Raw genomic sequence first — 22318 nt, 5'->3', positions numbered from 1 at the left:
ACCTTCACGGTGTCGGCGTACTGGCCGCGGCTGCCGAAATCGGCGAAGTACAGGTAGTGCTTGGCCGAGCCGCTGGCGCCGGTCGTGATGGGAGCGTTGAACAGCAGGCTGACCTGTCCGCCCTCGCCGAGAGACAAGGTCCCGGTGCTCCCATTGAGATCCCCATCCATGGTGCCGAGGGTGGCTCTCGCCGGGTCGTAAACGTGGCCAGCTGCAGTGCCGAAGAGGCCGGGGGTGTCCCACGGCCCCAGGTCGCCCTGGAGCCACTGCGCGACAAAGCCCGGATTGTAGACGACATCGGCATTGAGCGTGCTGTGGGTGACGGAAGACGGGATGTCAGCAGGCGAGGCGTACAAGCCGTCCGCAATCGCCACGAAGTCGATGTCCGCTCCGGATGCGCCGCCGCTTCCCCCTGATTTCACGCCGTCATCAAGGAGGGCAATGGACTGAACGGTGCTCGACGGAAGCTGGCTCAGATCAACCCGGTAGATGCTTCTGCTGCCATCAAAACCGATAAACTCCGCCGACGCGACAACATTGACCATGTAATGCTTCCTCCCAGGTGTTTGATAGCATCAAATGCTACGCTGGGCGGAAGGTCCAGGCCTACCAAGTCGTACCCCATTTAGCCTACAATACTGTATCTTGACATCACCAAGAAGCCGGATTCGCCATCTCGATAAGATGATGTCACAATCGACAATTTAATTAACATAGATTAATCTTGGCTGTTTCGCACCTCAAACTTGGACGTTACTTGATGGCAGCAGGATTGGCTGGGCCGACATGCCGCTTGCAGGCGTGTGTCAGCCCCGCTGGCTTGACTTGGATCAGTGCACATCCGATATTTCAGAAAATTCTGAAACATCGGAATAATCATGAACCTCCCTCCCCTCGTCCAGACCTTCGTGCTGCATTTCGGCGAAATGGGCTCCCGCTGGGGCATCAACCGCACCGTCGGCCAGATCTATGCCCTGCTGTACCTCTCGAAGGAGCCGCTGAACGCCGAGGATATCGTCGAGCGGATCGGCGTCTCACGCTCCAATGTCAGCATGGGGCTCAAGGAACTCCAGGCCTGGAACCTCGTGCGGCTCCAGCACAAGCCAGGCGACCGGCGCGACTATTTTGCTACCCCTGATGACATCTGGCAGATCGTTCGCACCCTCGTCGAGGAGCGCAAGAAGCGGGAGATCGACCCGACCATGACCCTCCTGCGCGAGGTGCTCATGCAGGAGCCCGCCAGCGCCGAGGAGCGACATGCCCAGGAGCGCATGCGCGAGATGCACGATCTCTTCGAGCTTCTGACCGGTTGGTATGCCGACGTGCAGCGGCTCGACACGGAGCGCCTCGTCCAGCTCCTGACTCTGGGCGCGAAGGTGCAGAAGATCCTGGAGATGAAGGACCGCCTCTTCCTCGTGCCGGGTTCGAAGAAGAGCCGCCGCGACGATGCCAAGGACAAGTAGCATGTTCGACCAGTTCGACGCCCTGCTGCTGGCGCGCTTCCAGTTCGCGTTCACGGTCTCGTTCCACTTCATCTTCCCGGCTTTCTCGATCGGCCTCGCGAGCTATCTCGCCGTGCTCGAAGGGCTGTGGCTGTGGACCGGACGCGAGGTCTATCTCAACCTGTTCAAGTACTGGCTCAAGATCTTCGCCCTGGCGTTTGCCATGGGCGTGGTCTCGGGCATCGTCATGTCCTACCAGTTCGGCACCAACTGGTCGGTGTTCTCCGACAAGGCCGGGCCGATCATCGGCCCACTCATGGCCTACGAGGTCATGACCGCGTTCTTCCTGGAGGCGGGCTTCCTCGGCATCATGCTCTTCGGCATGGGGCGGGTCGGGCGACGGCTGCATTTCGCCGCCACGCTGGCGGTCGCCATCGGCACCTTCATCTCGGCCTTCTGGATCCTGTCCGCCAATTCCTGGATGCAGACGCCGGTCGGCTACGGCGTCAACGAGGCCGGGCAGTTCGTGCCGGAGGACTGGTGGGCCATCGTGTTCAACCCGTCCTTCCCCTACCGCCTGGTGCACACGGTGATGGCGGCCTACCTCACCACGGCTCTCGTGGTGGGCGGTGTCGGCGCCTGGCACCTCCTGCGCGAGCGCACGAACAAGGGCGCCCGGGTGATGTTCTCGATGGCCATGGGCATGGTCGCCGTTGTCGCCCCGCTCCAGATCCTGGCCGGCGACATGCACGGGCTCAACACCCTGGAGCACCAGCCCGCCAAGGTCATGGCCATGGAGGGGCACTTCAAGAGCCATCCGGACGGAGCACCGCTGATCCTGTTCGGCATCCCCGATCAGGAGGCTGGCACGGTGCGCCACGCCATCGAAATCCCGAAGGCCTCCTCGCTCATCCTGAAGCACGACCTGAATGCACCCTTGAACGGGCTCGACACCGTCGACCGTGCCAACTGGCCCCACGTGCCCGTGGTGTTCTGGTCCTTCCGCATCATGGTGGGCCTGGGCTTCGCAATGCTGGGGCTTGGAGCGCTCAGCCTTCTCGCCCGGTGGCGCGGCACGCTCTATGACTGGCGCCTGCTGCACCGGCTGGCGCTCGCGATGGGACCTTCGGGCTTCATTGCCGTCATTGCCGGCTGGGTTACCACGGAAGTCGGGCGGCAGCCCTTCACGGTCTATGGCCTGCTCAGGACGGCGGCCTCGGCCTCGCCGCTCGAGGCTCCGGCCGTGGCCGTGTCGCTGCTGACCTTCATCGTCGTCTACTTCATCGTCTTCGGGGCTGGCACCGGGTACATCCTCAAGCTCATGGGCAAGCCGCCGCATCCGGGTGAGACCGGGCCCGAGGCCGGGCGCGAGCCGATCCGGACCGCCGGCATCACGCCGGCACCCTCTGTCGATCCCGCCCGTACCCTCGGCGCGAAGGCCTGAATCATGATTCCTGTTTTTGATCTCCCGACCCTCTGGGCCTTCATCATCGCGTTTGCCGTCTTCGCCTATGTGGTGATGGACGGTTTCGATCTCGGCATCGGCATTCTGTTCCCGTTCTTCAGTCCTGGACCGGAGCGCGACAGCGCCATGAACTCGGTCGCGCCGGTCTGGGACGGCAACGAGACCTGGCTGGTGCTGGGCGGCGGCGGCCTAATGGCCGCTTTTCCGCTGGCCTATGCCATCATCCTGCCGGCCCTCTACGCGCCGATCATCGCCATGGTGCTGGCGCTGATCTTCCGCGGCGTCGCCTTCGAGTTCCGCTGGCGCGACCCGGGCCACCGCCGCTATTGGGATCTTGCCTTCACCACGGGCTCGCTCGTGGCGACGCTCGCACAGGGGATCACGCTCGGTGCCCTGCTCCAGGGCATCGTGGTCGAGGGACGCTCCTATGCGGGCGGCTGGTGGGACTGGCTCACGCCGTTCAGCCTGCTGGTCGGGGTCAGCCTCGTGGTTGGCTACGCCCTCCTTGGTGCGACCTGGCTGGTGATGAAGACCGAGGGCGCCGTCCAGAACCACAGCTTCCGCCTCGCCGGCAAACTCGCCGTCGGGCTGATCGCCTGCATCGGTCTCGTCAGCGCGGCAACGCCGTTCCTCAGCGGCGCCTATTATGAGCGCTGGTTCGCCTGGCCGCAGGTGCTGTTCACCGCCCAGGTGCCGCTGCTCGTGGGCCTCTGCTCCGGGATGCTACTGGTGAGCCTGATGCGCCGCTGGGAGTACTGGCCGTTCCTGCTGACGCTGGCGCTGTTCGCCCTCTGCCTGCTGGGCCTGGGTGTCAGCATGTTCCCGCACGTGGTGCCGAACGCCGTCACCATCCACGAGGCCGCGGCGCCGCATGCCAGCCTGCTGTTCATGCTGGTCGGCGCGAGCGTGCTGATTCCGATCATCCTCGCCTATACCGGGTATTCGTATTGGGTGTTCCGTGGCAAGACCGGGCACGAGGGGTATCACTGATGACCGATGATCTCGAAGGGGGCTCCGCCATCAGACGATGGTTGTGGTTCATCGGTCTCTGGGCCGCCGGCGTCGGCGCAACGGGAACGGTCAGCCTTGTCATCCGGTTCTGGCTGACCTGACAATCGGGGAAGTTCCTAACGGGCGCGGTATCGCGGCAAGACGTCGGTAGGCTCCTGCATCTCCGGCAGGAGGGATCGCGCACCCTCAACACAATTATGACACAAAACAAGATCAATTGAGCTTGGCAATGAGCGGGAGAGAGCCAGCGTGCTGGCCGCCGAAGGAGCAACCGCCCCGGAAACTCTCAGGCACCGAGGACCGCTTACCGGTGAAACACTCTGAAAAGCGGAGCGTCCCGCTCCCGCCCAAGGTGTAAGTCGCGGCCGTTCAAGCCGGCTGCGATGAAGCTCTCAGGCCAATGACAGAGGGGGCTCGCGCGCAATCCGTGCGCGGAGCCTTTCCGGAGCCTGATCATGCCTTTCCCCATCCGACGATCCTCATGCGAACCGCCGAGTCGTCCCGGCCCGCATCCACGCCGCGCGATCAACGGCACGCCCTGTAAGCCGGCGCCGACAGTCACCGACTGAACCCCTGCTTCCCTCCGGTCGGCACCCGCTCCGGCTGTGCGCATCCGCGCTCGCGAACCGTCACGGATCCGTGCGGCGCAACGGGCACGTGCGGCCGCGCGGATGTCATCCCGTCATCTCCCTTCAAAAAGCGAACTGCCCCATGTCCCGTTTCCGCCTCCTCTCCCGTCAGAACCCGTCCATGCATCTTGCAGTGATCAGCATCACGCTGCTGGCCCTGACCCTGGCAGGCTGCGTCTCGACGCAGACGCCTCAGGACGCCGATCTCAAGGCGCCGCATCCGACCTACGTCGCCATGTACGGACCGCAGCCGGACGAGAAATTCCCGCTTCCGGCCACCGACATCTCGACCGTCGATCCGCAGTTTCTCAGGCGTGAAGTCGCCTACGACAGCCCGGAGCGGCCCGGTACCATCGTGGTCGACACGGCCAACCGCCACCTGTACCTCGTGCGGGAGAACGGCCGCGCCATCCGCTACGGCATCGGGGTGGGCGCCGAGGGCATGAAATGGGCCGGCCGGGCGCAGGTGGGCCGCAAGGCGGCGTGGCCCCGCTGGACGCCCACCGCCGCGATGATCAAGCGGGATCCGAAGCGCAACCGGCCCTGGGCGAACGGCATGCCTGCGGGACCGAGCAATCCCCTTGGGCCGCGAGCGCTCTATCTGTTCCAGGACGGCCGGGACACCTTGTACCGGATCCATGGCACCACCGAGCCCGACACCATCGGCGAGGCGGTGTCGAGCGGCTGCATCCGCATGCTCAATCCGGACATTCTCGACCTGTACAGCCGCGTCCCGGTCGGAACCCCGGTGGTGGTCCTCCCGGACATGCGCACCGCCGATACCGGCATGGAGCCGTCCACTTAAGGAATCCAGCCCCCGTTGCGGGCGGGCGCCACACCGGTCGGAGCGGTGTGGGCCTCGTGCCAGAGATCGCGCATCCAGGCCGCTTACGGTTCGGGCAGGGACCGATGGACGCACGGCCGCCCACATCGGTCTAGGCCGAACCCTGGCGCAAATTTTTTCAGGATAAGTCCTTGCGTATTGCCTCTTATGTCAACCATATTGGGCGATATTACCCCAGTTTCGGAGTTTCGCACGCGCTCCCCAGCCCCGGAAGGAGACCGCCTCACTCATGTCCAGTGGCATGCCCCTCCTGGCCATCGTCGCCCTTCCTTTCATCGGGAGCCTCGTTGCCATCTTCCTGCGCCAGAACGCCAGGAACGGCGCCGCCTTCCTTGCCGGTACCATCGCCTTCTGTTGCATGGTTCTGACTGGCTTCCAGTACCGGGCCGTTGGCCGTGGCGGCGTTCTACGCCTGAGCGTCGAGTGGCTGCCGACCCTCGGCCTGGACTTCACCCTGAGGATGGACGGCTTCACCTGGCTGTTTGCCATGCTGGTCACCGGCATCGGCCTTCTGGTGGTCCTCTATGCCCGCTACTACATGTCGCCCGCCGACCCGGTGCCACGCTTCTTCGCTTTCCTGCTCGCTTTCATGGGCGCGATGCTGGGCATCGTTCTGTCCGGCAACCTGATCCAGCTGGTCTTCTTCTGGGAGCTGACCAGCCTGTTTTCCTTTCTCCTCATCGGCTACTGGCACCACAATGCCAGCGCCCGCGACGGGGCGCGCATGGCGCTGACGGTGACCGCCACCGGCGGGCTGTGCCTGCTGGTCGGCGTCCTGCTGATCGGGCACATCGTCGGCAGCTACGACCTGGACGATGTGCTGGCCTCCGGAAACCGCGTCCGCAGCAGCAGCCTCTACCTGCCTGCCTTGATCCTGGTCCTGCTCGGCGCCTTGACCAAGAGCGCCCAGTTCCCGTTCCACTTCTGGCTCCCGCATGCGATGGCCGCCCCCACGCCGGTCTCGGCCTATCTCCATTCGGCCACGATGGTGAAGGCCGGCGTGTTCCTGCTCATCCTGCTCTGGCCCGTCCTGTCCGGCACGGAAGCCTGGTTCTACATCGTGGTGTCGGCCGGCCTCTGCACCCTGCTTCTCGGGGCCTATGCGGCCATCTTCCAGCAGGATCTGAAGGGCCTCCTCGCCTATTCCACCATCAGCCATCTCGGCCTCATCACGCTCCTGCTCGGGCTCAGCAGTCCGCTTGCGGCGGTCGCGGCGATCTTCCACACGATCAATCATGCGACCTTCAAGGCGTCACTGTTCATGGCCGCTGGCATCATCGACCACGAATCCGGCACCCGTGACATCCGGCGCCTGAGCGGCCTGTTCAGGTTCATGCCGATCACCGCGACCCTGGCCATGGTGGCGGCCGCCGCCATGGCCGGCGTGCCCCTGCTCAACGGCTTCCTGTCCAAGGAAATGTTCTTTGCCGAGGCGGCGGCCTTCCACATCGACTCGCTTCTCGACCATTCCCTGCCGTACTTCGCCATGCTGGCGAGCGCCTTCAGCGTCGCCTACTCGCTCCGGTTCATCCACGGCGTGTTCTTCGGCCCGCCCGCGACCGATCTGCCGCGCACGCCGCACGAGCCGCCGCACTGGATGAGGTTTCCCATCGAGTTCCTCGTCCTGGCATGCCTGCTTGTCGGCATCCTGCCGGCGATGACCATCAAGCCCTTCCTGTCGACGGCGGTCCGGGCGGTTCTGGGGCCGGACACGCCCTACTACAGCCTCGCGATCTGGCACGGCTTCAACGAACCGCTCCTCATGAGCGTGATCGCCCTTATCGGCGGCATTGCGCTGTACTGGGCGTTGCAGCGGCACCTGAAGAAAGGCATCGACGGCCCTCCCCTGGTGCGCCATCTCAAGGGCCAGCGCATCTTCGAGCGGGTGCTGGTCACGCTGTCATGGAAGTGGGCACGTTCCCTGGAGCGTCTGTTCGGCACCCAGCGGCTTCAGCCGCAACTGCGGCTGCTGGTGGCCTTCGCGGTGCTCGCGCCACTCTGGCCGCTCTATCGGCAGGGGCTTGAGGCGGGCTCCCGTCCAGGCACAGCCTTCGACCCCGCGTTCCTCCTGCTCTGGATCGTTGGCAGCCTGTGTGCCATCGGCGCGGCCTATCAGGCCAAGTACCACCGCCTCGCAGCCATGGTCCTGATGGGTGGGGCTGGTCTCGTCACCTGCATCACCTTCGTCTGGTTCTCGGCGCCTGATCTCGCCATCACCCAACTTCTCGTCGAGATCGTCACGACGGTGCTGATCCTTCTCGGCCTGCGCTGGCTGCCGAAGCGGATCGAGACCGCAGGCGAAGGCCTCACGATGGGAGTGCGGGCAAGGGTGCGGCGGGTCCGGGACCTGATGCTGGCTGTCGCGTCCGGCGCGGGAATGACTCTGGTCGTCTACGCGATGCTCATGCGGCCGCTCCCGGACACGATCTCGCGTTATTTTATCGAGAACGCCTACTCCGAAGGCGGCGGACGCAACGTCGTGAACGTCCTTCTGGTCGATTTCCGCGGCTTCGACACCTTCGGCGAGATCGTGGTGCTCGCCGTGGTGGCCATCACGGTCTTCTCCTTGCTGCGCCGATTCCGCCCCGCACCCGAGAGCGTCGCCGCGCCCGAGCAGCAGCAGGTGCAGGACGCCCATGACCGGGCCAGCCTGGACCGTGCCGTCGGCGATACCCTCGCCGATTACCTCACGATCCCTGCCGTGATCATGCAGTGGCTGTTCCCGGTCATCATCACGGTTGCGATCTACCTCTTCCTGCGCGGTCACGACCTGCCGGGCGGAGGCTTCGCGGCCGGGGTCACGATGTCGATTGCCCTCGTCCTGCAATACATGGCCGGCGGAACCCGCTGGATCGAGGCGCGGCTGCGGATTCGCCCCATTCTCTGGATGGGCCTCGGCCTGCTCTGCGCGGCCTCCACCGGAATGGGCGCGTGGCTCTTCCGCCACCCGTTCCTGACGTCCTATTTCCAGTATCTGGACGTTCCCGCCATCGGCAAGGTGCCCGCCGCCACTGCGCTCCTGTTCGACCTTGGCGTCTTTGCCGTCGTCGTTGGGGCGACGGTGCTTATCCTGATCGCGCTCGCACACCAGTCCATTCGCAACCCGCGCCCCGCCCGGCGGGCGTACACCCCCACGATGCAAGCCGTGGCGAAGGAAAACGCATGATGGAGCTCGTCTTCGCGCTGGCGGTCGGTATCCTCACCGCCTCGGGCGTATGGCTCCTGCTGCGTCCCCGCACGTTCCAGGTCATTATCGGCCTGTCCCTGCTGTCGTATGCGGTGAACTTGTTCATCTTTGGCATGGGCCGGCTGCGGATCGGAGCACCGCCGGTCCTGGAGAACACGGAGGCTGTCGACCCAGCGCTCTACACCGATCCCCTGCCACAGGCGCTGGTCCTCACGGCCATCGTCATCAGCTTCGCGATGACCGCCCTGTTCCTCGTCGTCCTGCTGGCCTCGCGCGGCCTGACGGGAACCGACCACGTCGACGGCCGTGAGGACGGACAATGACGGGCCTGCTCGACCACCTGATCATCGTGCCGATCCTGCTGCCGCTCGTCTCCGGAGCCGTCATGCTCCTCCTCGAGGAGCGCCACCGCATCCTCAAGGGCGGGATCGGCGTTGCGACCACCCTTGGCCTCCTGGCCGTGTCGATCATGCTGCTGCGCCTGGCCGATCTGCCCCCTGCCGGGCCGGACGGATCGGCCGTGTCGGTTTATCAACTCGGGAACTGGCCCGCGCCCTTCGGGATCGTGCTGGTGCTGGATCGGCTTTCGGCCCTGATGCTGGTGCTGACGAGCGTGCTGGGCATCACGTCGCTGCTGTACTCGCTCGCGCGGTGGCATCGCGCGGGGCCGCGGTTCCACACGATCTTCCAGCTGCAGCTCATGGGCCTCAACGGCGCCTTCCTGACCGGGGATCTCTTCAACCTCTTCGTATTCTTCGAGGTGCTGCTGGCGGCATCCTACGGGCTCGTTCTGCACGGGGATGGGATCGGTCGGGTCAAGGCGGGCCTTGCCTACATCGCCATCAACCTGACGGGCTCGTTTCTCTTCCTCATCGGCGCCAGCCTGGCCTACGGCGTCACCGGCACGCTCAACATGGCGGATCTCGCCAACCGCATCCCGACCCTTGCGCCGGGGGATGCAACCCTCGTTGCGGCCGCGGCGGCGATCCTTGGCACCGCGTTCCTGATGAAGGCAGGCGCATGGCCGCTCAACTTCTGGCTCCCGACGACCTATGCGGCCGCCTCAGCGCCGGCCGCCGCCATGTTCGCGATCATGAGCAAGCTCGGCGTGTACGTCATCCTGCGCCTGTGGATGCTGGTGTTCGGCCCGGCGGCCGGCCCGCTTGCCGGGTTCGGCGGCGACGGGCTGCTCGTCATCGGGATGCTGACCATCGCGTTCGGCACCGTGGGCGTTCTGGCCTCGCAGTCCCTGTCGCGGCTCGCCGGATGCAGCGTCCTCATCTCGTCCGGCACGCTGATTGCTGCCATCGGGACCGGGGGCGGCACGGTCATCGGCTCGGCCCTGTTCTATCTCGTCAGCTCGACCTTGGGCATTTCCGCCTTCTTTCTGCTCGTCGAACTGGTCGAGCGCCTGCGCGATCCCGGCGCCGACGTGCTGGCCGTCACGATGGAAGCCTATGGCGAGGGTGACGATGATGGCCCCCAGCACGAGGAAGTTGGCGTGGCCATTCCGGCCACGGTGGCCCTCCTGGGCGGCAGCTTTGTCGCCTGCGCGCTGCTTCTGGCAGGCCTCCCGCCCCTTGCGGGCTTCATCGGCAAGTTCGGCATGATGGTGGCGATGCTGAAGACGGACGGCGCCACGGTCCAGGCCTCGACCTGGATGCTGATCGGCCTCTTGACGGTGTCGGGCCTGGCGACCCTGATCGCGATGACCCGGTCCGGGATCAGCAGCTTCTGGGCCCGCCTGGACGACAGCGTTCCCCGGGTACGGGTCATCGAGATGGCACCGGTATTGTGCCTTCTGCTGCTCTGCCTCGGCCTGACCGTCGGCGGCGGCCCGGCCATGCGCTACATGGAGGCGACCATGCAAGCCCTCCGCACCCCGCAGGGCTACGTCACGGGCGTGCTGTCCGCACCGAGAACCGGATCGAACGACGGGGAGGATAGCCCATGAGCTGGTTCCTGCCCTATCCTCTCCTCTCGGCCGCTCTGCTCGCCCTTTGGCTCCTGCTGAACCAGAGCGTCTCGCCCGGCCATCTGGTGCTGGGGAGCGTGCTCGCCGTCCTAGCTTCCTGGGCGATGGCGGCCCTGCGGCCCGAGAAGCCGCGCATCCGCCGTCCCGGCGCAGCCCTGCGGCTTGCCGGCATGGTGCTGATCGACATCCTCCGCTCGAACCTCGCGGTGGGCCGGATCATCGTGCGTTCCCGGGAGCCAGGGGTGAATGCAGGTTTTCTGACCATTCCGCTCGACCTGCGTGATCGCCAAGGGCTTGCCGTTCTTTCCGTGATCATCACCTCGACCCCGGGTACGATCTGGGTGAGCTACGATGCCGCCAAGGGAACCCTGCTGCTGCATGTGCTGGACCTGATCGACGAGACGGTGTGGGTCCGGACGATCAAGGACCGCTACGAGCGGCGGCTGATGGAGATCTTCGAATGAGCCCTCTCGCCATCCTCGGATGGGCCATCATCAGTGCCCAGGTCATGCTTGGTCTGGCCATGTGCTGCGCCACCTACCGTCTCGTCGCGGGTCCACGGGCGCAGGATCGCATCCTGGGGCTGGATACGCTCTACGTGAACGCGATGCTGATGCTGGTCACGTTCGGAATTCGCACGGGCAGCACGCTGTATTTCGAGGCCGCGCTGGTGATCGGCCTCCTCGGGTTTGTCTCGACCGTGGCGCTCGCCAAGTTCCTCATGCGCGGGGAGGTGATCGAATGAACGCAGCAGGGACCCTGCCGGCCTGGGCCGCACTGCTGACCGCCCTCTTCGTGCTGATCGGGGCGGCCGTCACCCTGATCGGGTCGCTCGGGCTCCTGCGGCTCGGCACCTTCTACAAGCGCGTCCATGCACCCACGCTTGGCACAACACTGGGTATGGTCAGCATCCTGGCCGGATCCGTACTCTGCTTCAGCGTGCTCGAGGCGCGGCCGGTCGTTCACGAGATCCTGATCGCCGTGTTCGTCACCCTGACCACGCCGGTGACCTTGATGCTGCTCGTCCGGGCGGCGCTCTACCGCGACCGAACCGAAGGCAGCACGGACGTTCCGGCAGCGGAAGTGGCGGAGGATCTGATCCCTCCGGCATAGGAACCCCGTCGATGTACCGATAATGGCTGCTGGGCCCGGCGCCGGTCGGCTCAGCCTTCGCTCTCCGCGGCTGGCTGACCTAACTCCCAGAGTATCGGAACTGCGCATCGTTCGGGGCGGACCCAGTGGGCCGCGTCAGCGAAAACCGCGTCCACTTTTCAGCACGATGCTCTAGCCAACGGGTTTGCGGAGCCGCACTCCCGGGCCGGCCTCGTCGGATGGAATCAGCAGCGCTCCCCCTCGCTCCAAGGCTGCGACGACCTGTGCCGCCGTCGCAGGGTGGAGATGATGGCGCCCATTCTCGAAATCGCGAATGGTGCTGCGCGAGACGTCCGCCTGTTCGGCGAGTTCCTCCTGGGTCCAGTCCAGGAGGCCACGGGCGGCACGGCACTGTTCGGGAGACAATAGCGGCATTCAGGATGCTCTTGCACGGGCAACGCCAAGTCACCCATTATGGTTGAACCTAGGGCGATGTCGCGACTGGTGCAAGCAGACATGCACGCGGCTATCCGGTGCCATGATGAGGACCTATCGGTCGTACCCAGTCAGAACACGGTGGCGCCCAGGCCTCAGCGGGAGGTTACCTCGTGGATCAAGGCGCGATGGTTGAGCAGTGGCACAAGGCCTGCTTTTCCCACACATGGATTGGTGAACCTGCGCCAAGCGCCCGGCCCAGAATTCGGGAACCTTCTGGATCAGCCCTCATCCAATGGGGACGCACAGGCTCGAAACAGGGTCTGCGCTCCAACGGAGGATGCCATGAGGATTGCTGTCGCCACGCTCGCCCTGTTGTCCGCTTTCGCCCTGCCGGCCCAGGCCGCCGATCAGGTCGAAAAGGCCCCGCCGACAGGGGCCTACAAGAAGGTGAGCGAACTCGTGAAACTGCCCGACTTCCTGCCGGGGCTCGGTCAGCTCTATGTCGATCCCACGACCCTGCCGGCCGGTCCGTTCCTGGCATATGACCGCGACGGACGGCTCGTCAGCACGGTCTACATGCTCCCGATCGACGACCTCACCAACAAGGACAAGCGCTTCGACGATCTCGCCGCGCCCGGCGGCAAGGTCGATCATGTCGACGTCTATTTCAACGCCGGGCACCCAGGCGTCGAGAAGCCCCATGTGCATGTCGTCCTTTGGCATGTGCCCAAGGCCGACGAAACCCGGGTGGCGGCGAAGTGACGATCGATCGTAGAGACATCCTGCGGATCGGTGGGGGCTTCCTCGCCGGTCTCGCATCGCCCCGGCACTTACTTGCCGCTGAGGCGGTCGAGATCCGGATGCAGGGCAAGGCGGATGGCTCGCATGTCTGGTTCGATCCGATCGGCCTGCGCATTCAGCCTGGCCAGACCATCCGCTGGATCAACCTCGACCGCGGTAACTCTCATACGGCGACGGCCTATCATTCGAAGAATCTCGAGCGTCCCTTGCGCATTCCGGCAGGCGCCGAGCCTTGGAATTCGGACTACCTGCTGCCGAACGAGACCTTCTCGGTCACGCTCACCGTGGAGGGCGTGTACGACTTCTTCTGCATCCCGCACGAGCATGCGGGCATGGTCGGGCGGATCATCGTCGGTCAACCGGGCAGATCCTCTGCTGCCGATCTGTCGACGCAAGCGGCGGGCGGAGAGACCATCCCCGAAATCGCACTCCGCGCCTTTCCGTCCGTCGAGGAGATCATGCGCCGCGGCGTCGTCAGGCCTGCTTAGGTGCCGGCCTCGACAGCGGCGGGAACCTTCCAGGCTCCCGCCCATCCAATGACCGACCATCGAGGCCCTGCCAGACATACACGAGGGCGCCATGATCCGCTCGGTTGCCTACGCGAAGGCGGTTCTCGCCGGCATGGCGGGCGCTATTGCCTGGGAAATCGCTGCCCGGCTTCTGATCTGGGCCGGCGTACCCTTCTTCGATCTTGTCATGACGCTTGGAACCCTGGTTCTTCCCGACGCAAGCCCATGGGCGTCCTGGCTGGCCGGTATGTCAGTCCACCTGCCTGTCGGAGCGATCTGGGCCGTCTTCTACGCCTACTTCTTCTGGTCCGTCCTGCCGCTGCGCCCGGTCCTGCAGGGCATGGTGTTCGCCTTCGTGCCCATGCCGTTGGCGATCTTCATCATGCATCCGCAGTTCGACCTCATGCACCCGCTGGTCCAAAGCGGCGAGATGTCCTCCTCAGGGCTGTTCGGCTTGAGCAACGGAGCGCACGAACCGCTCTCCATTGCCGTTGGCCACCTGATCTGGGGCACCGTGCTGGGCGGGCTCTACACGCGGCCTGTCGGCTATCGGGCAAACCGGCCGCCGCGCCTGAGATCCCGATCCATCGGAACACGTCACCCCGTCGGTTCGGCTTCCGCCCCGCCCGATCGCGGGTTCATGTTCGCCACTGGCATCGAATGCAGCTATCCCACCCTTGAGAAAGGGCGGTGGCGCATGGACCAGATGGAGGCCTGCGGCCATTACCGCCACTGGCGCACCGATCTTCAACTCGTGCGCGACCTCGGCCTGCACTATCTGCGCTATGGGCCTCCCCTGCACCTCATCCATCGCGGACCCGCACAATACGACTGGGCCTTTCTGGATGAGGTTACCGCCGAAATGCAGCGATTCGGGATCGTGCCGATCATGGACCTGTGCCACTTCGGCCTGCCCGACTGGCTGCAGAACTTCCAGAACCCGGAGGTGCCGCAAGCGCTCGCCGACTATGCCCGGGCGTTTGCCCGGCGCTATCCTTGGGTGCGGCTCTACACCCCGGTGAACGAGATGTATGTCTGTGCCAAGCTCAGTGCACTCGAAGGTCTCTGGAACGAGCAGTGCCGTGACGAGAGCGCGTTCGTCGCGGCCGTCCGCCACCTCGCCAAGGCCAATGTGCTGATGATGCAGGCGATTGCGGCCGAGCGCCCGGACGCCGTGTTCGTCAACAGCGAAAGCAGCGAGTTCTACCAGCCCTGCTGTCCCGATCCCGAGATCCGCCGCATCGCGGCTTTCGAGAACGAGCGGCGCTTCCTGCCGCTGGATCTCCTCTACGCCCATCCCGTGCACGAGGATATGCGCGCCTACCTCCACCGGCATGGCATGCCGGACGAGGAGTATGCCTGGTTCATGCAGCAGGACGTGCGCAGCCGCTCGATTCTCGGTGTCGACTACTACGAGTGGAACGAGAAGCTCATCGACAGCGCAGGCCACGCGCAGGCGCTGGGCGAGCTGTTCGGGTGGTACGCCATCGCCGGCCAGTACTACCGGCGCTATCGGCGGCCCATGATGCACACCGAGACCAACCGAATGGACGCCCGCGATGGGCCGCGCTGGCTCTGGCGGCAGTGGCACAATGTGGAACTGATCCGCCAGACGGGCGTGCCGGTCGTGGGCTTCACCTGGTATTCGCTGACCGATCAGGTCGACTGGGACATCGCGCTGCGGGAGCCGCTCGGCAACGTCAATCCTGTCGGCCTGTTCGACCTCAACCGCGATCCCAGAGTGGTTGGCCTCGCCTACCAGCATCTCGTGCGCCTCTTCGGAGCAGATCTCAGCGGGGCACCATCCATCGAGGCGGCGCTTGAAGAAGCCTTGAAGGTCTCAGCACGAGAGGCAAGACGGATCCATGCTTAGGATGCTCCAAGCCCATGGCCTCGATGCCGGCCCTACCCAACGGCCTCGTCTCGCAGGCGCTATCGCGGGCGTGCTGGCAGCGGTTCCGGCCCTGGCGGTCCTCGTCGGATTCCAAGCGCTTGACGCTCCTGCCCAGGCAATCGGCACGTCCGTGTTCGCTGCCGGTCTCGCCTTTGCTGGCCTGATGCTCCTTGGTGGGGCCCTGTACGGCTGGCTGTTCCAACGGGCGGCCAATGACCCACGGGGCGGTTGGCTCTTCGGAATGGCGTTCGGCTTCGTCCTCTGGATGCTCGGGCCGGTCCCGCTGCTGCAATGGCTACCGGACCAGCCCATCCTCCAGGGCTATCCGGCCACCGGTCTGCTGCTGTCCCAATTGTTCTGGGGCCTCGCTTTGGGGTTGGGGTTCCCACTCATCCACCGCCATCTCCACGTCAGCCTGGAAAACCGATCGGGCTTCGCATCCCAGTCCACCGGCCCGGAGGCGGCGGCCCAATCTCAGATGCTTCGGCCGCTCCCGCCATCCGGGCGCCCGCCGTGCTGAAAGACCCTGCCCTCTCATCCCCAGACCACGGTTGGGAACCTTTGTTCGGACGCCCCATCTAATAGGCAGAGATAGGAGCTGGCCATGCAAACGGCAGCGGTCGCGGCGACAGGGTTGGACGGGCTCGATGATGGGGCGCTGGTGGAGCGGGCGCGAAACCGGGACGGCGCCGCGGTGCGGCTCATCATGCAGAGGCACAACCGTCGGCTCTACCGTGTTGCCCGCAGCGTCCTCAACGATGAGGACGAGGCGGAAGACGTGGTTCAGGAGACCTACGTTCGCGCCTTCACCCATCTCGACGGCTTCCGTGGCGAAGCGCAACTCTCGACCTGGCTCACGCGCATTGCGCTCAATGAGGCATTGGGCCGACTCCGACGGCGGCGCATCACCGTTGGATTGAAGGACATCGATGCCATCAACGACCAAGGAGAGGCCCGCGTGATCTACCTGCCGTCGGCCCACCAGGACAGCGACCCGGAAGCCGCCGCCGCCCGGACCGAGGTACGGCGTCTGCTCGAACACGCCGTGGACCAGTTGCCCGAACACTTTCGTGTGGTCTTCATGCTGCGCGACATCGAGGAAATGAGCGTCGAAGAGACCGCTTCCCATCTGGGATTGAGGACCGAGACGGTGAAGACGCGGCTTCACCGCGCCCGGCGTCTTCTGCGTCAGTCCCTGGACAGAACCCTGGCGTCGGCCGTGTGCGACGTCTTTCCGTGCGCCGGCGCCCGCTGCGCCCGGATGACGGAGGCCGTGCTGACCCGACTTGGAATCGAACTTCCTCCGGACGAATGATCATGTCCCACGGTCCAATAGGACGCGGAACGGAAAAGAGGCCTGAATGGACCTGACCCAGCTCGTGGCCAACGCGATCCTTACGGCCCCGGCCGACGCCGTGGTGGCAACGGACCGCGATGGGATCATTCGCCTGTGAAACCCCGGCGCAGAGCGGATCTTCGGCCATCGCGCGGACGAGGCGTTGGGGCAGCCGCTGGACCTCATCATCCCGGAGCGCCTGCGCCCGCGCCACTGGGAAGGCTTCCACCGGGTTATGGCCACCGGCGAGAGTCATTACGGCGCAGGCGACCTCCTCTCGGTGCCGGGCATCCGGAAGGATGGACACCAGATCTCGCTGGAGTTCACCATCGTGCCGCTCAAGGACGAGCAAGGGCAGAAGCAGGGCCTCGCTGCCGTGATGCGGGACGTGACCAGCCGCTTCGAAGAAATCAGACGCCTGAGGGAAAAGCTGGCAGACGCAGCTGCACCCCCGAGTCCTCACTGACAGGCATGGCAAACCCGTTCTACACCATCGGGCACTCCACCCGTACCATTCCGGAATTCGTGGACCTCCTCCGCGAGGCGAAAGTCCGACTTGTGGCGGACGTCCGAACGGTTCCGCGCTCCCGGACGAACCCGCAGTTCAACCGCGATGTTCTGCCCGAGAGCCTCGCCGGCTACCAAATCAGATATGAGCACATCGCCGAGCTCGGCGGGCTCCGCGGCAAGCCGCATATGGTCGAGCCCTCTCCCAACACATACTGGCAGAATGGCAGCTTTCGGAACTATGCCGACTATGCCCTGACTGACACGTTCCGCGCGGGCCTCAAGAAGTTGCGCACTCTCGGTGGCGCGAACGTCACGGCCATCATGTGCGCCGAGGCGGTGTGGTGGCGCTGTCACCGCCGGATCATCGCCGACTACCTGCTCGCCTCAGGCTGCGCCGTGTTCCACATCCTCGGACCCGGCAAGATCGAGCCGGCGTCGCTCACGCCCCAAGCCTAGCCGTCCACAGACAGGATCCTCAATCCGGCTGCCGCCGCCGGATGAGCTCGAGCCATTGGATTTCCCATCATGCCATCCTACCTCTTGAGGTAACGTGGCCTATAGCTGGAGGAGATCATGAATCCGACCGCGTCCTACTGGTCCTATGAAGCCGTCCAAGCGCTGATTTCCCTGGTCAGGGAAGGGGCACCCGCCTCGGTGATCAGCCTCAAGCTGAAGCGCTCGATCACAGAAGTCCGGGCCAAGATCAGCGATCTTGGATTGACCCCGCCGGCCGAGGCCTGAGCGCGGTAGAGAAGGCGCGGGCCGGGACGTCCAGCATCCCCTTCTCGGCGGGCGAGAGGTGCCGAACCGCGCCCCTTGGCAGCTCCCCCATCCGCAATCCGCCTACATCGACGCGCACGAGGCGCAGGACCTCCGCGCCGACTGCACCGAGCAAGCGGCGGATCTGGCGGTTCCTGCCCTCGTTCAGGACGACCTCGAGCCAGGCATTGCGCGTGCCGGCGCGGAGCACTCTCGCCGATCGCGCGACGAGGCGCTCGCCGTCGAGCACCATGCCCGCCTGGAGCCGTTCCAGCATTGTCTCGTCCGGCAGACGGTCGATCTGGACGTGATAGACCTTCTCGACGTTCGACGCGGGATCGAGCACGTGCTGCGCCCAGCGCGTGTCGTTGGTCAGGAGCAGCAGACCCTCGCTCGCCTTATCGAGTCGTCCCACGGGCGCGACGAACGGCAGATCGAGCCCTTCCAAGCAGTCGTAGACCGTGGCCCGCTCCTGCGGATCGTCGCGGGTCGTGACCAGGCCACGCGGCTTGTTGAGCATCAGATAGACCTTGCGCCCGGCCACGACCGGCTGATCATCGACGGTGATGCGGGCGCGTCCGGGATCGACACGGGCCGCCACGTTGCGGATCGCCCGGCCGTCGACGCGCACGCGCCCCTCCGTGATCAGGGCTTCGGCTTGCGTGCGGGAGCAGAATCCGAGCTTCGACAGGGCGCGCGGCAGACTGACCACAGGGCCATTTCGGCGCCGTGCTCCAGCCGCGCCCCGCAATCGGGGCACTGGTTTCATGATGGTGCTGGTCCGGACGTCAGCTGGTGAAGAACTGCTGCGTGCCATGCGCCTCGATGGCGCCCGCGAGCCGCGAGAGCGCGTGCACATAGGCGGCGCTGCGCAGGGTGATGCCCTTGTCCCGGGCCAGCGCCCAGACGGCTTCCCCCTCCCGCTCTATCATGCTCTTCAGTCGCGCATGCACGTCCTCGACGATCCAGTAGTAACCCTGCCGGTTCTGCACCCACTCGAAGTACGAAACGGTGACGCCGCCGGCATTCGCCAGGATGTCGGGAAGAACGACGATGTTCTTGGCAGCCAGGATTTCGTCGGCTTCGGGCGTGACCGGACCGTTGGCGAGTTCGAGAACGACACGAGCCTTGACCCCGGGAGCATTGCCCTCATGGATCATGTCCTCCAGGGCGGCGGGAACGAGCAGTTCGCAATCGACTGAAACGAGGTCCTCGGCGGGAAGAGCGGAGACGCCGTCAGCCCCGGCAAGGCTCGTGACACTCCCCTGGCCCTTGGCTGCGAGCAGCTGGCCGATGTGGAGACCCGACGGGCAGTGGATCGCTCCCTTCGAGTCGGAGACCGCCACGATCGTGTATCCCTCGGCCCCGAGCAGCCGCGCGATGTGCTGGCCTGCGTTGCCGAAGCCCTGGATGGCTACCCGCGCTCCCGGCTCAAGCCCGAGATCCCGGGCCAGGCGCTGGACGAGATAGTAGCCGCCGCGAGCCGTCGCATCGTCACGCCCCAGAGATCCGCCAAGTGCGATGGGCTTGCCGGTGATCACGGCCGGCGTCGCCTCGCCCACGATGGAGGCGTACTCGTCGGCCATCCAGCCCATGATCATGGAGTTGGTGTAGACGTCCGGCGCAGGGATGTCCCGGTCGGGCCCGATGATCTTGGAGAAGGCCTGGACGTAGGCACGCGACAGGCGCTCCAGTTCGGCCTTCGAGAGGGTGTGGGGATCGACCTGCACGGCGCCCTTGCCGCCGCCATACGGCAGGTTCATCACTGCGCACTTGAACGTCATCCAGAAGGCGAGGGTCTCCACCTCCTCCATGGTCGAATCCGGGTGGAAGCGGATGCCGCCCTTGGTCGGGCCGCGGGTGTCGTCATAGCGGCAGCGCCAGGCCATGAAGGATTTGCGCGAGCCGTCGTCCATGCGGATCATCAGGCGGACCTTGGTGGTCTCACGCGGGTACTTCAACTTTTCGAGAACGTCCGCGTCGAGGTCGAGGTGCCGGGCTGCTTCGTCGAGGCGTGTCAGGGCCTGGTCCAGCATGGAGGCTGCATGCAATTGATCTCACTCCTGTGTGTTGTTGCAATTGGGGCAGGTTGCCGTTTGGGAACCTTAATGGCGGCTTCCGTTCCCGAGCGCAACATCCTGGTGAGGGCTGCGTCCATTTGCTGTTCCTGCCGGCCGCCTACTCCCTTCGCGTACGCCCCTGCAACCTTGCATTCGCAGGCAACAGGGCTATCTTGTTAGTGTCATGATCAAGCTCGTGAAAAATCTTCGCCTTCTGGCGCATGCGGGCTGCCTCAAAGCAGGCAGGTAAGCCCCAGGAGCCGGTTTGACCCGCTGTGGTCGCCGGCGCTTCGGGGCATCAGATCTCTCTCACGCAATCATTGAGCCGTCGCATGCGCCGTCGATGCGCGTGCCGGCCCGTCACGTCGGTCCTCCCTGCGGGAACGTGCGCTTGCGCGTCCGGCAGTCGACCATTCTGAGGAGGCTTTCATGAACACGCGGTACGATCTCCCCCCGATCACCCTCGCAACCAACGACTACAACCGTCTGCTGTTCACTGCGATGATCCGGCAGAAGCACAACCGGAGAAAGCCTGATTTCCTGCTCAAGGAGCTGCGCCGCGCGAAGATTTGCCATCCGTCGGCGCTGCCGGAGGATGTCGTCTCGACGAATTGCCGCGTGATCTATCGCATCGACAACGAGGTGAAGTCGCGTGCCCATCTGCTCGTCCATCCCGAAGACCTGATCTGGCCCGGTGCGGAGATCTCCGTGACCACGCCGCTGGGAACGGCGCTCCTGGGCCTGCGCGTCGGTGACCGCATGGCGTTCGTGGAGGATGGCAGGGTCCGCGAGGTGTACGTGGAAGGCATCGGCCTTCGCTTCCTCGATGACGGTTCGACGGTGACGCGCACCCCCGGCAGCATCACGTGGATCTGAGGTGAAGGAAGACATCGTGATCAAGCAGGAATGCCTTCCGCCCGTAACGATCTCGGCGGGCGATTACGACCGTCTCGCCTTTCTCGCATCGTTCGGCTTGAGCAGCCGGCGGGACCGGCCTGCAGCGGAGATGCTTGGCAACGAGCTGATCCGGGCCACAATCCTGACGCCACGTGCCATTCCGCCGTTCGTGGCCACGATGCACTCGAGGCTGGAGTTCCGCGATGATGTCACCTGGGATGTCCGGTGCGCCATGCTGGTTTATCCCGATGAGGATGACGGGCAGGCGGATTGCATCTCCGTGCTGTCTCCGGAAGGCGCGGCTCTGATCGGCCTCAGGGAGGATCAGTCGATTACATGGCGGACGCCGCAGGGATGGCGCAGCCTGACGCTCCTGCACGTCCTCCATCAGCCGCATGGACGGTTCGTCGAGCCATGGAGGGAAATCTCATGAGGCACGTCTACACATCCGTGCGAAGAAAGCCCCGCGCTTCCCGGAAAGCTTGAGGACTCTGCATCGCTCAACTGAATCACGAAAGGAGGATTGGAGTTGCCGAGCCAAGTGCTTGCTGCCGTCGTGCTGATCTTAGCGTGCTACTTTGTGTACCAAGTGGTCATTGGCTCAGGAACGGCGGATCATCCCGATGATCGCATGGGTCGGCTGTAGATACCCGAGGGTTCATGCTGCTCGCAGCTGCCGTCGGGCAGCGTTCATCTCAACAACGCATCGGCATGATGCGCCGTCAGCTCTTGGCATCCTGCCATGCGCAGAACGGTCTCGATCACGCTGTCGATGCAAGGTGACGCGGCGACCGCCACCTGGCCGAAGCCTGCCGGCCGAAGCGCCTCCGCCACGTTGCGGCTGATGGCGACGGCCGTCATGTGCGCGCAGGCATCCACGAGGCCGGCCGCGATGACCAGGCTGCAGAAGATCGCCGCCGTTCGCGCGGACAGAAACACCGCTCCGTCAATACGGTTCCAGGACATTTCGTGCAGGGCTCGTGCACTCAACCGTTCCACCGCACAGGCACGGTAGACGATCACCCGGTCGACCGAGAACCCGGCTGGAGCAAGGCCGGCTGCCAGGTCGACCGAGATGTCGTGGCCACTGAGGTGGAGCAGCCGCCCGACGTGTGGATCGACATGCCGGCGAACATGGGCGATAAGACTCGCGGCCGTTCCTCCTGCGGCTTGCACATTCGAGAAGCCGGCGACCTGCAGAGCCACCGCCGTGGCCGGTCCGACCGCGAAGACGCGCAGGTCACGGCGAACTCCCGGCATCTGGAGCAGTTCGCGCGAGCCATTGGCTGAGGTGAGCAGAACCGCCTGCGGCTTGGCCAGGACGTTCGGATCCCAGCGGACCGGAGTAATCCTCAGCAGCGGCTCGCCCAGCCACTCGACACCATTGGACTTGAGAACGGTTCCGAGCTCCTCGCACTGCACCTGCGGGCGCGTGAGAAGAAACCTCATCGGATCATCACCTTCGACAC

General features: G+C 65.0%; 25 protein-coding genes, 1 pseudogene and 1 riboswitch. Of the genes and pseudogenes, 21 read left to right on the top strand and 5 right to left on the bottom strand.

The features are described 5' to 3' along the window. On the bottom strand, positions 1–545 hold a 545-nt coding region (locus KHP60_RS13035), incomplete at its 3' end, for a hypothetical protein (protein ID WP_213564701.1). 333 nt (positions 546–878) lie between these two features. Here KHP60_RS13035 and KHP60_RS13030 point away from each other — a divergent pair. From KHP60_RS13030 to mnhG, 11 genes are all read left to right on the top strand, one after another. Beyond that, complete coding sequence (locus tag KHP60_RS13030; RefSeq protein ID WP_213564700.1) at positions 879–1463, top strand: GbsR/MarR family transcriptional regulator; 585 nt, start codon at positions 879–881, stop codon at positions 1461–1463. Position 1464: 1 nt separating this feature from the next. Next, entirely contained in the window at positions 1465–2886 is a 1422-nt protein-coding gene (locus KHP60_RS13025; RefSeq protein WP_213564699.1) for a cytochrome ubiquinol oxidase subunit I, read from the top strand. Between the two features lie 3 nt (positions 2887–2889). Then, on the top strand, positions 2890–3897 hold the full coding sequence (gene cydB, locus KHP60_RS13020; protein ID WP_213564698.1) for a cytochrome d ubiquinol oxidase subunit II: 1008 nt from the start codon (positions 2890–2892) through the stop codon (positions 3895–3897). After that, a complete protein-coding gene (locus KHP60_RS25495) occupies positions 3897–4019 on the top strand; it encodes a hypothetical protein (RefSeq protein ID WP_283770707.1) in 123 nt (40 codons plus the stop codon). The genes cydB and KHP60_RS25495 overlap by 1 nt, the downstream gene beginning before the upstream one ends. A 123-nt stretch (positions 4020–4142) precedes the next feature. After that, positions 4143–4231: riboswitch (glycine riboswitch) on the top strand. A 398-nt stretch (positions 4232–4629) separates the two neighbouring features. Beyond that, complete coding sequence (locus KHP60_RS13015) at positions 4630–5352, top strand: L,D-transpeptidase (RefSeq protein WP_409366281.1); 723 nt, start codon at positions 4630–4632, stop codon at positions 5350–5352. A 268-nt stretch (positions 5353–5620) separates the two neighbouring features. Continuing rightward, entirely contained in the window at positions 5621–8557 is a 2937-nt protein-coding gene (locus KHP60_RS13010) for a monovalent cation/H+ antiporter subunit A (RefSeq protein WP_213564697.1), read from the top strand. Next, on the top strand, positions 8557–8901 hold the full coding sequence (locus KHP60_RS13005; RefSeq protein ID WP_213564713.1) for a Na+/H+ antiporter subunit C: 345 nt from the start codon (positions 8557–8559) through the stop codon (positions 8899–8901). Before KHP60_RS13010 ends, KHP60_RS13005 begins: the two co-directional genes overlap by 1 nt. Next, positions 8898–10532, top strand: a complete 1635-nt coding sequence (locus KHP60_RS13000; RefSeq protein WP_213564696.1) for a monovalent cation/H+ antiporter subunit D — start codon at positions 8898–8900, stop codon at positions 10530–10532. The genes KHP60_RS13005 and KHP60_RS13000 overlap by 4 nt, the downstream gene beginning before the upstream one ends. Then, positions 10529–11017: a Na+/H+ antiporter subunit E gene (locus KHP60_RS12995; protein WP_213564694.1), complete on the top strand. Its 489-nt coding sequence runs from the start codon at positions 10529–10531 to the stop codon at positions 11015–11017. Before KHP60_RS13000 ends, KHP60_RS12995 begins: the two co-directional genes overlap by 4 nt. Next, entirely contained in the window at positions 11014–11298 is a 285-nt protein-coding gene (locus tag KHP60_RS12990; RefSeq protein ID WP_213564692.1) for a K+/H+ antiporter subunit F, read from the top strand. The genes KHP60_RS12995 and KHP60_RS12990 overlap by 4 nt, the downstream gene beginning before the upstream one ends. Next, entirely contained in the window at positions 11295–11666 is a 372-nt protein-coding gene (gene mnhG, locus KHP60_RS12985; protein ID WP_213564690.1) for a monovalent cation/H(+) antiporter subunit G, read from the top strand. Before KHP60_RS12990 ends, mnhG begins: the two co-directional genes overlap by 4 nt. Before the next feature lie 171 nt (positions 11667–11837). Here mnhG and KHP60_RS12980 read toward each other — a convergent pair whose 3' ends face one another. After that, on the bottom strand, positions 11838–12080 hold the full coding sequence (locus KHP60_RS12980) for a helix-turn-helix transcriptional regulator (RefSeq protein WP_213564688.1): 243 nt from the start codon (positions 12078–12080) through the stop codon (positions 11838–11840). A 345-nt stretch (positions 12081–12425) separates the two neighbouring features. Between KHP60_RS12980 and KHP60_RS12975 the strand changes: the two genes are divergently transcribed. From KHP60_RS12975 to KHP60_RS12940, 8 genes and pseudogenes are all read left to right on the top strand, one after another. Then, positions 12426–12845 (top strand): DUF5602 domain-containing protein, encoded by a 420-nt coding sequence (locus tag KHP60_RS12975; protein ID WP_213564686.1) that lies wholly within the window; start codon positions 12426–12428, stop codon positions 12843–12845. Next, positions 12842–13372, top strand: coding sequence for a plastocyanin/azurin family copper-binding protein (locus KHP60_RS12970; RefSeq protein ID WP_213564684.1), 531 nt, complete (start codon positions 12842–12844; stop codon positions 13370–13372). Before KHP60_RS12975 ends, KHP60_RS12970 begins: the two co-directional genes overlap by 4 nt. Positions 13373–13463: 91 nt before the next feature. Beyond that, the gene (locus KHP60_RS12965; protein ID WP_249688737.1) at positions 13464–15266 is read left to right on the top strand and encodes a family 1 glycosylhydrolase; all 1803 of its coding nucleotides are present in this window, start codon (positions 13464–13466) and stop codon (positions 15264–15266) included. Between the two features lies 1 nt (position 15267). Next, positions 15268–15807, top strand: coding sequence for a hypothetical protein (locus KHP60_RS12960; protein WP_249688736.1), 540 nt, complete (start codon positions 15268–15270; stop codon positions 15805–15807). Between the two features lie 84 nt (positions 15808–15891). Next, complete coding sequence (locus KHP60_RS12955; protein WP_213564681.1) at positions 15892–16602, top strand: RNA polymerase sigma factor; 711 nt, start codon at positions 15892–15894, stop codon at positions 16600–16602. A 46-nt stretch (positions 16603–16648) separates the two neighbouring features. After that, positions 16649–17089, top strand: a pseudogene (locus KHP60_RS12950) (PAS domain-containing protein). Between the two features lie 5 nt (positions 17090–17094). Then, positions 17095–17589 carry a DUF488 family protein gene (locus KHP60_RS12945; RefSeq protein WP_213564680.1) on the top strand — a complete coding sequence of 165 codons (495 nt, stop codon included), beginning with the start codon at positions 17095–17097 and terminating at the stop codon, positions 17587–17589. A 117-nt stretch (positions 17590–17706) separates the two neighbouring features. Then, complete coding sequence (locus KHP60_RS12940; protein WP_213564678.1) at positions 17707–17874, top strand: hypothetical protein; 168 nt, start codon at positions 17707–17709, stop codon at positions 17872–17874. Here the strand turns inward: KHP60_RS12940 and KHP60_RS12935 are convergent. Next, positions 17837–18661, bottom strand: a complete 825-nt coding sequence (locus KHP60_RS12935) for a pseudouridine synthase (RefSeq protein ID WP_213564676.1) — start codon at positions 18659–18661, stop codon at positions 17837–17839. The two genes, KHP60_RS12940 and KHP60_RS12935, sit on opposite strands and share 38 nt — an antisense overlap. Positions 18662–18680: 19 nt before the next feature. Next, positions 18681–19928, bottom strand: a complete 1248-nt coding sequence (locus tag KHP60_RS12930) for a Glu/Leu/Phe/Val family dehydrogenase (protein ID WP_409366282.1) — start codon at positions 19926–19928, stop codon at positions 18681–18683. Positions 19929–20381: 453 nt separating this feature from the next. On the opposite strand from KHP60_RS12930, the gene KHP60_RS12925 reads away from it, so the two are divergent. Both KHP60_RS12925 and KHP60_RS25670 read left to right on the top strand, forming a co-directional pair. Further along, a complete protein-coding gene (locus tag KHP60_RS12925) occupies positions 20382–20828 on the top strand; it encodes a GreA/GreB family elongation factor (protein ID WP_213564672.1) in 447 nt (148 codons plus the stop codon). A gap of 1 nt (position 20829) precedes the next feature. After that, positions 20830–21282 (top strand): GreA/GreB family elongation factor, encoded by a 453-nt coding sequence (locus KHP60_RS25670; protein ID WP_311925030.1) that lies wholly within the window; start codon positions 20830–20832, stop codon positions 21280–21282. Between the two features lie 257 nt (positions 21283–21539). Here the strand turns inward: KHP60_RS25670 and KHP60_RS12915 are convergent, their stop codons facing one another. Further along, the gene (locus KHP60_RS12915) at positions 21540–22298 is read right to left on the bottom strand and encodes a uroporphyrinogen-III synthase (protein WP_213564670.1); all 759 of its coding nucleotides are present in this window, start codon (positions 22296–22298) and stop codon (positions 21540–21542) included. Between the last annotated feature and the right edge of the window lie 20 nt (positions 22299–22318).

This window comes from Microvirga sp. 3-52 (assembly GCF_018383585.1).
Classification (GTDB): domain Bacteria; phylum Pseudomonadota; class Alphaproteobacteria; order Rhizobiales; family Beijerinckiaceae; genus Microvirga.
Note: the sequence above shows the minus strand (reverse complement) of the source record. Positions and strands in the feature narration are given on the sequence as shown.

What these genes read in the sequence shown, in the direction of transcription:
- KHP60_RS12930 (WP_409366282.1), bottom strand. Translation starts at nt 19,928, where the DNA reads ATGCTGGACCAGGCCCTGACACGCCTCGACGAAGCAGCCCGGCACCTC.
- KHP60_RS12975 (WP_213564686.1), top strand. Translation starts at nt 12,426, where the DNA reads ATGAGGATTGCTGTCGCCACGCTCGCCCTGTTGTCCGCTTTCGCCCTG.
- cydB (WP_213564698.1), top strand. Translation starts at nt 2,890, where the DNA reads ATGATTCCTGTTTTTGATCTCCCGACCCTCTGGGCCTTCATCATCGCG.
- KHP60_RS12915 (WP_213564670.1), bottom strand. Translation starts at nt 22,298, where the DNA reads ATGAGGTTTCTTCTCACGCGCCCGCAGGTGCAGTGCGAGGAGCTCGGA.
- KHP60_RS12960 (WP_249688736.1), top strand. Translation starts at nt 15,268, where the DNA reads ATGCTCCAAGCCCATGGCCTCGATGCCGGCCCTACCCAACGGCCTCGT.
- KHP60_RS12965 (WP_249688737.1), top strand. Translation starts at nt 13,464, where the DNA reads ATGATCCGCTCGGTTGCCTACGCGAAGGCGGTTCTCGCCGGCATGGCG.
- KHP60_RS13010 (WP_213564697.1), top strand. Translation starts at nt 5,621, where the DNA reads ATGTCCAGTGGCATGCCCCTCCTGGCCATCGTCGCCCTTCCTTTCATC.
- KHP60_RS12935 (WP_213564676.1), bottom strand. Translation starts at nt 18,661, where the DNA reads ATGAAACCAGTGCCCCGATTGCGGGGCGCGGCTGGAGCACGGCGCCGA.
- KHP60_RS13000 (WP_213564696.1), top strand. Translation starts at nt 8,898, where the DNA reads ATGACGGGCCTGCTCGACCACCTGATCATCGTGCCGATCCTGCTGCCG.
- KHP60_RS13005 (WP_213564713.1), top strand. Translation starts at nt 8,557, where the DNA reads ATGGAGCTCGTCTTCGCGCTGGCGGTCGGTATCCTCACCGCCTCGGGC.
- KHP60_RS13030 (WP_213564700.1), top strand. Translation starts at nt 879, where the DNA reads ATGAACCTCCCTCCCCTCGTCCAGACCTTCGTGCTGCATTTCGGCGAA.
- KHP60_RS12990 (WP_213564692.1), top strand. Translation starts at nt 11,014, where the DNA reads ATGAGCCCTCTCGCCATCCTCGGATGGGCCATCATCAGTGCCCAGGTC.
- KHP60_RS25495 (WP_283770707.1), top strand. Translation starts at nt 3,897, where the DNA reads ATGACCGATGATCTCGAAGGGGGCTCCGCCATCAGACGATGGTTGTGG.
- mnhG (WP_213564690.1), top strand. Translation starts at nt 11,295, where the DNA reads ATGAACGCAGCAGGGACCCTGCCGGCCTGGGCCGCACTGCTGACCGCC.
- KHP60_RS12945 (WP_213564680.1), top strand. Translation starts at nt 17,095, where the DNA reads ATGGCAAACCCGTTCTACACCATCGGGCACTCCACCCGTACCATTCCG.
- KHP60_RS12995 (WP_213564694.1), top strand. Translation starts at nt 10,529, where the DNA reads ATGAGCTGGTTCCTGCCCTATCCTCTCCTCTCGGCCGCTCTGCTCGCC.
- KHP60_RS12925 (WP_213564672.1), top strand. Translation starts at nt 20,382, where the DNA reads ATGAACACGCGGTACGATCTCCCCCCGATCACCCTCGCAACCAACGAC.
- KHP60_RS12980 (WP_213564688.1), bottom strand. Translation starts at nt 12,080, where the DNA reads ATGCCGCTATTGTCTCCCGAACAGTGCCGTGCCGCCCGTGGCCTCCTG.
- KHP60_RS13015 (WP_409366281.1), top strand. Translation starts at nt 4,630, where the DNA reads ATGTCCCGTTTCCGCCTCCTCTCCCGTCAGAACCCGTCCATGCATCTT.
- KHP60_RS12955 (WP_213564681.1), top strand. Translation starts at nt 15,892, where the DNA reads ATGCAAACGGCAGCGGTCGCGGCGACAGGGTTGGACGGGCTCGATGAT.
- KHP60_RS13025 (WP_213564699.1), top strand. Translation starts at nt 1,465, where the DNA reads ATGTTCGACCAGTTCGACGCCCTGCTGCTGGCGCGCTTCCAGTTCGCG.
- KHP60_RS12940 (WP_213564678.1), top strand. Translation starts at nt 17,707, where the DNA reads ATGAATCCGACCGCGTCCTACTGGTCCTATGAAGCCGTCCAAGCGCTG.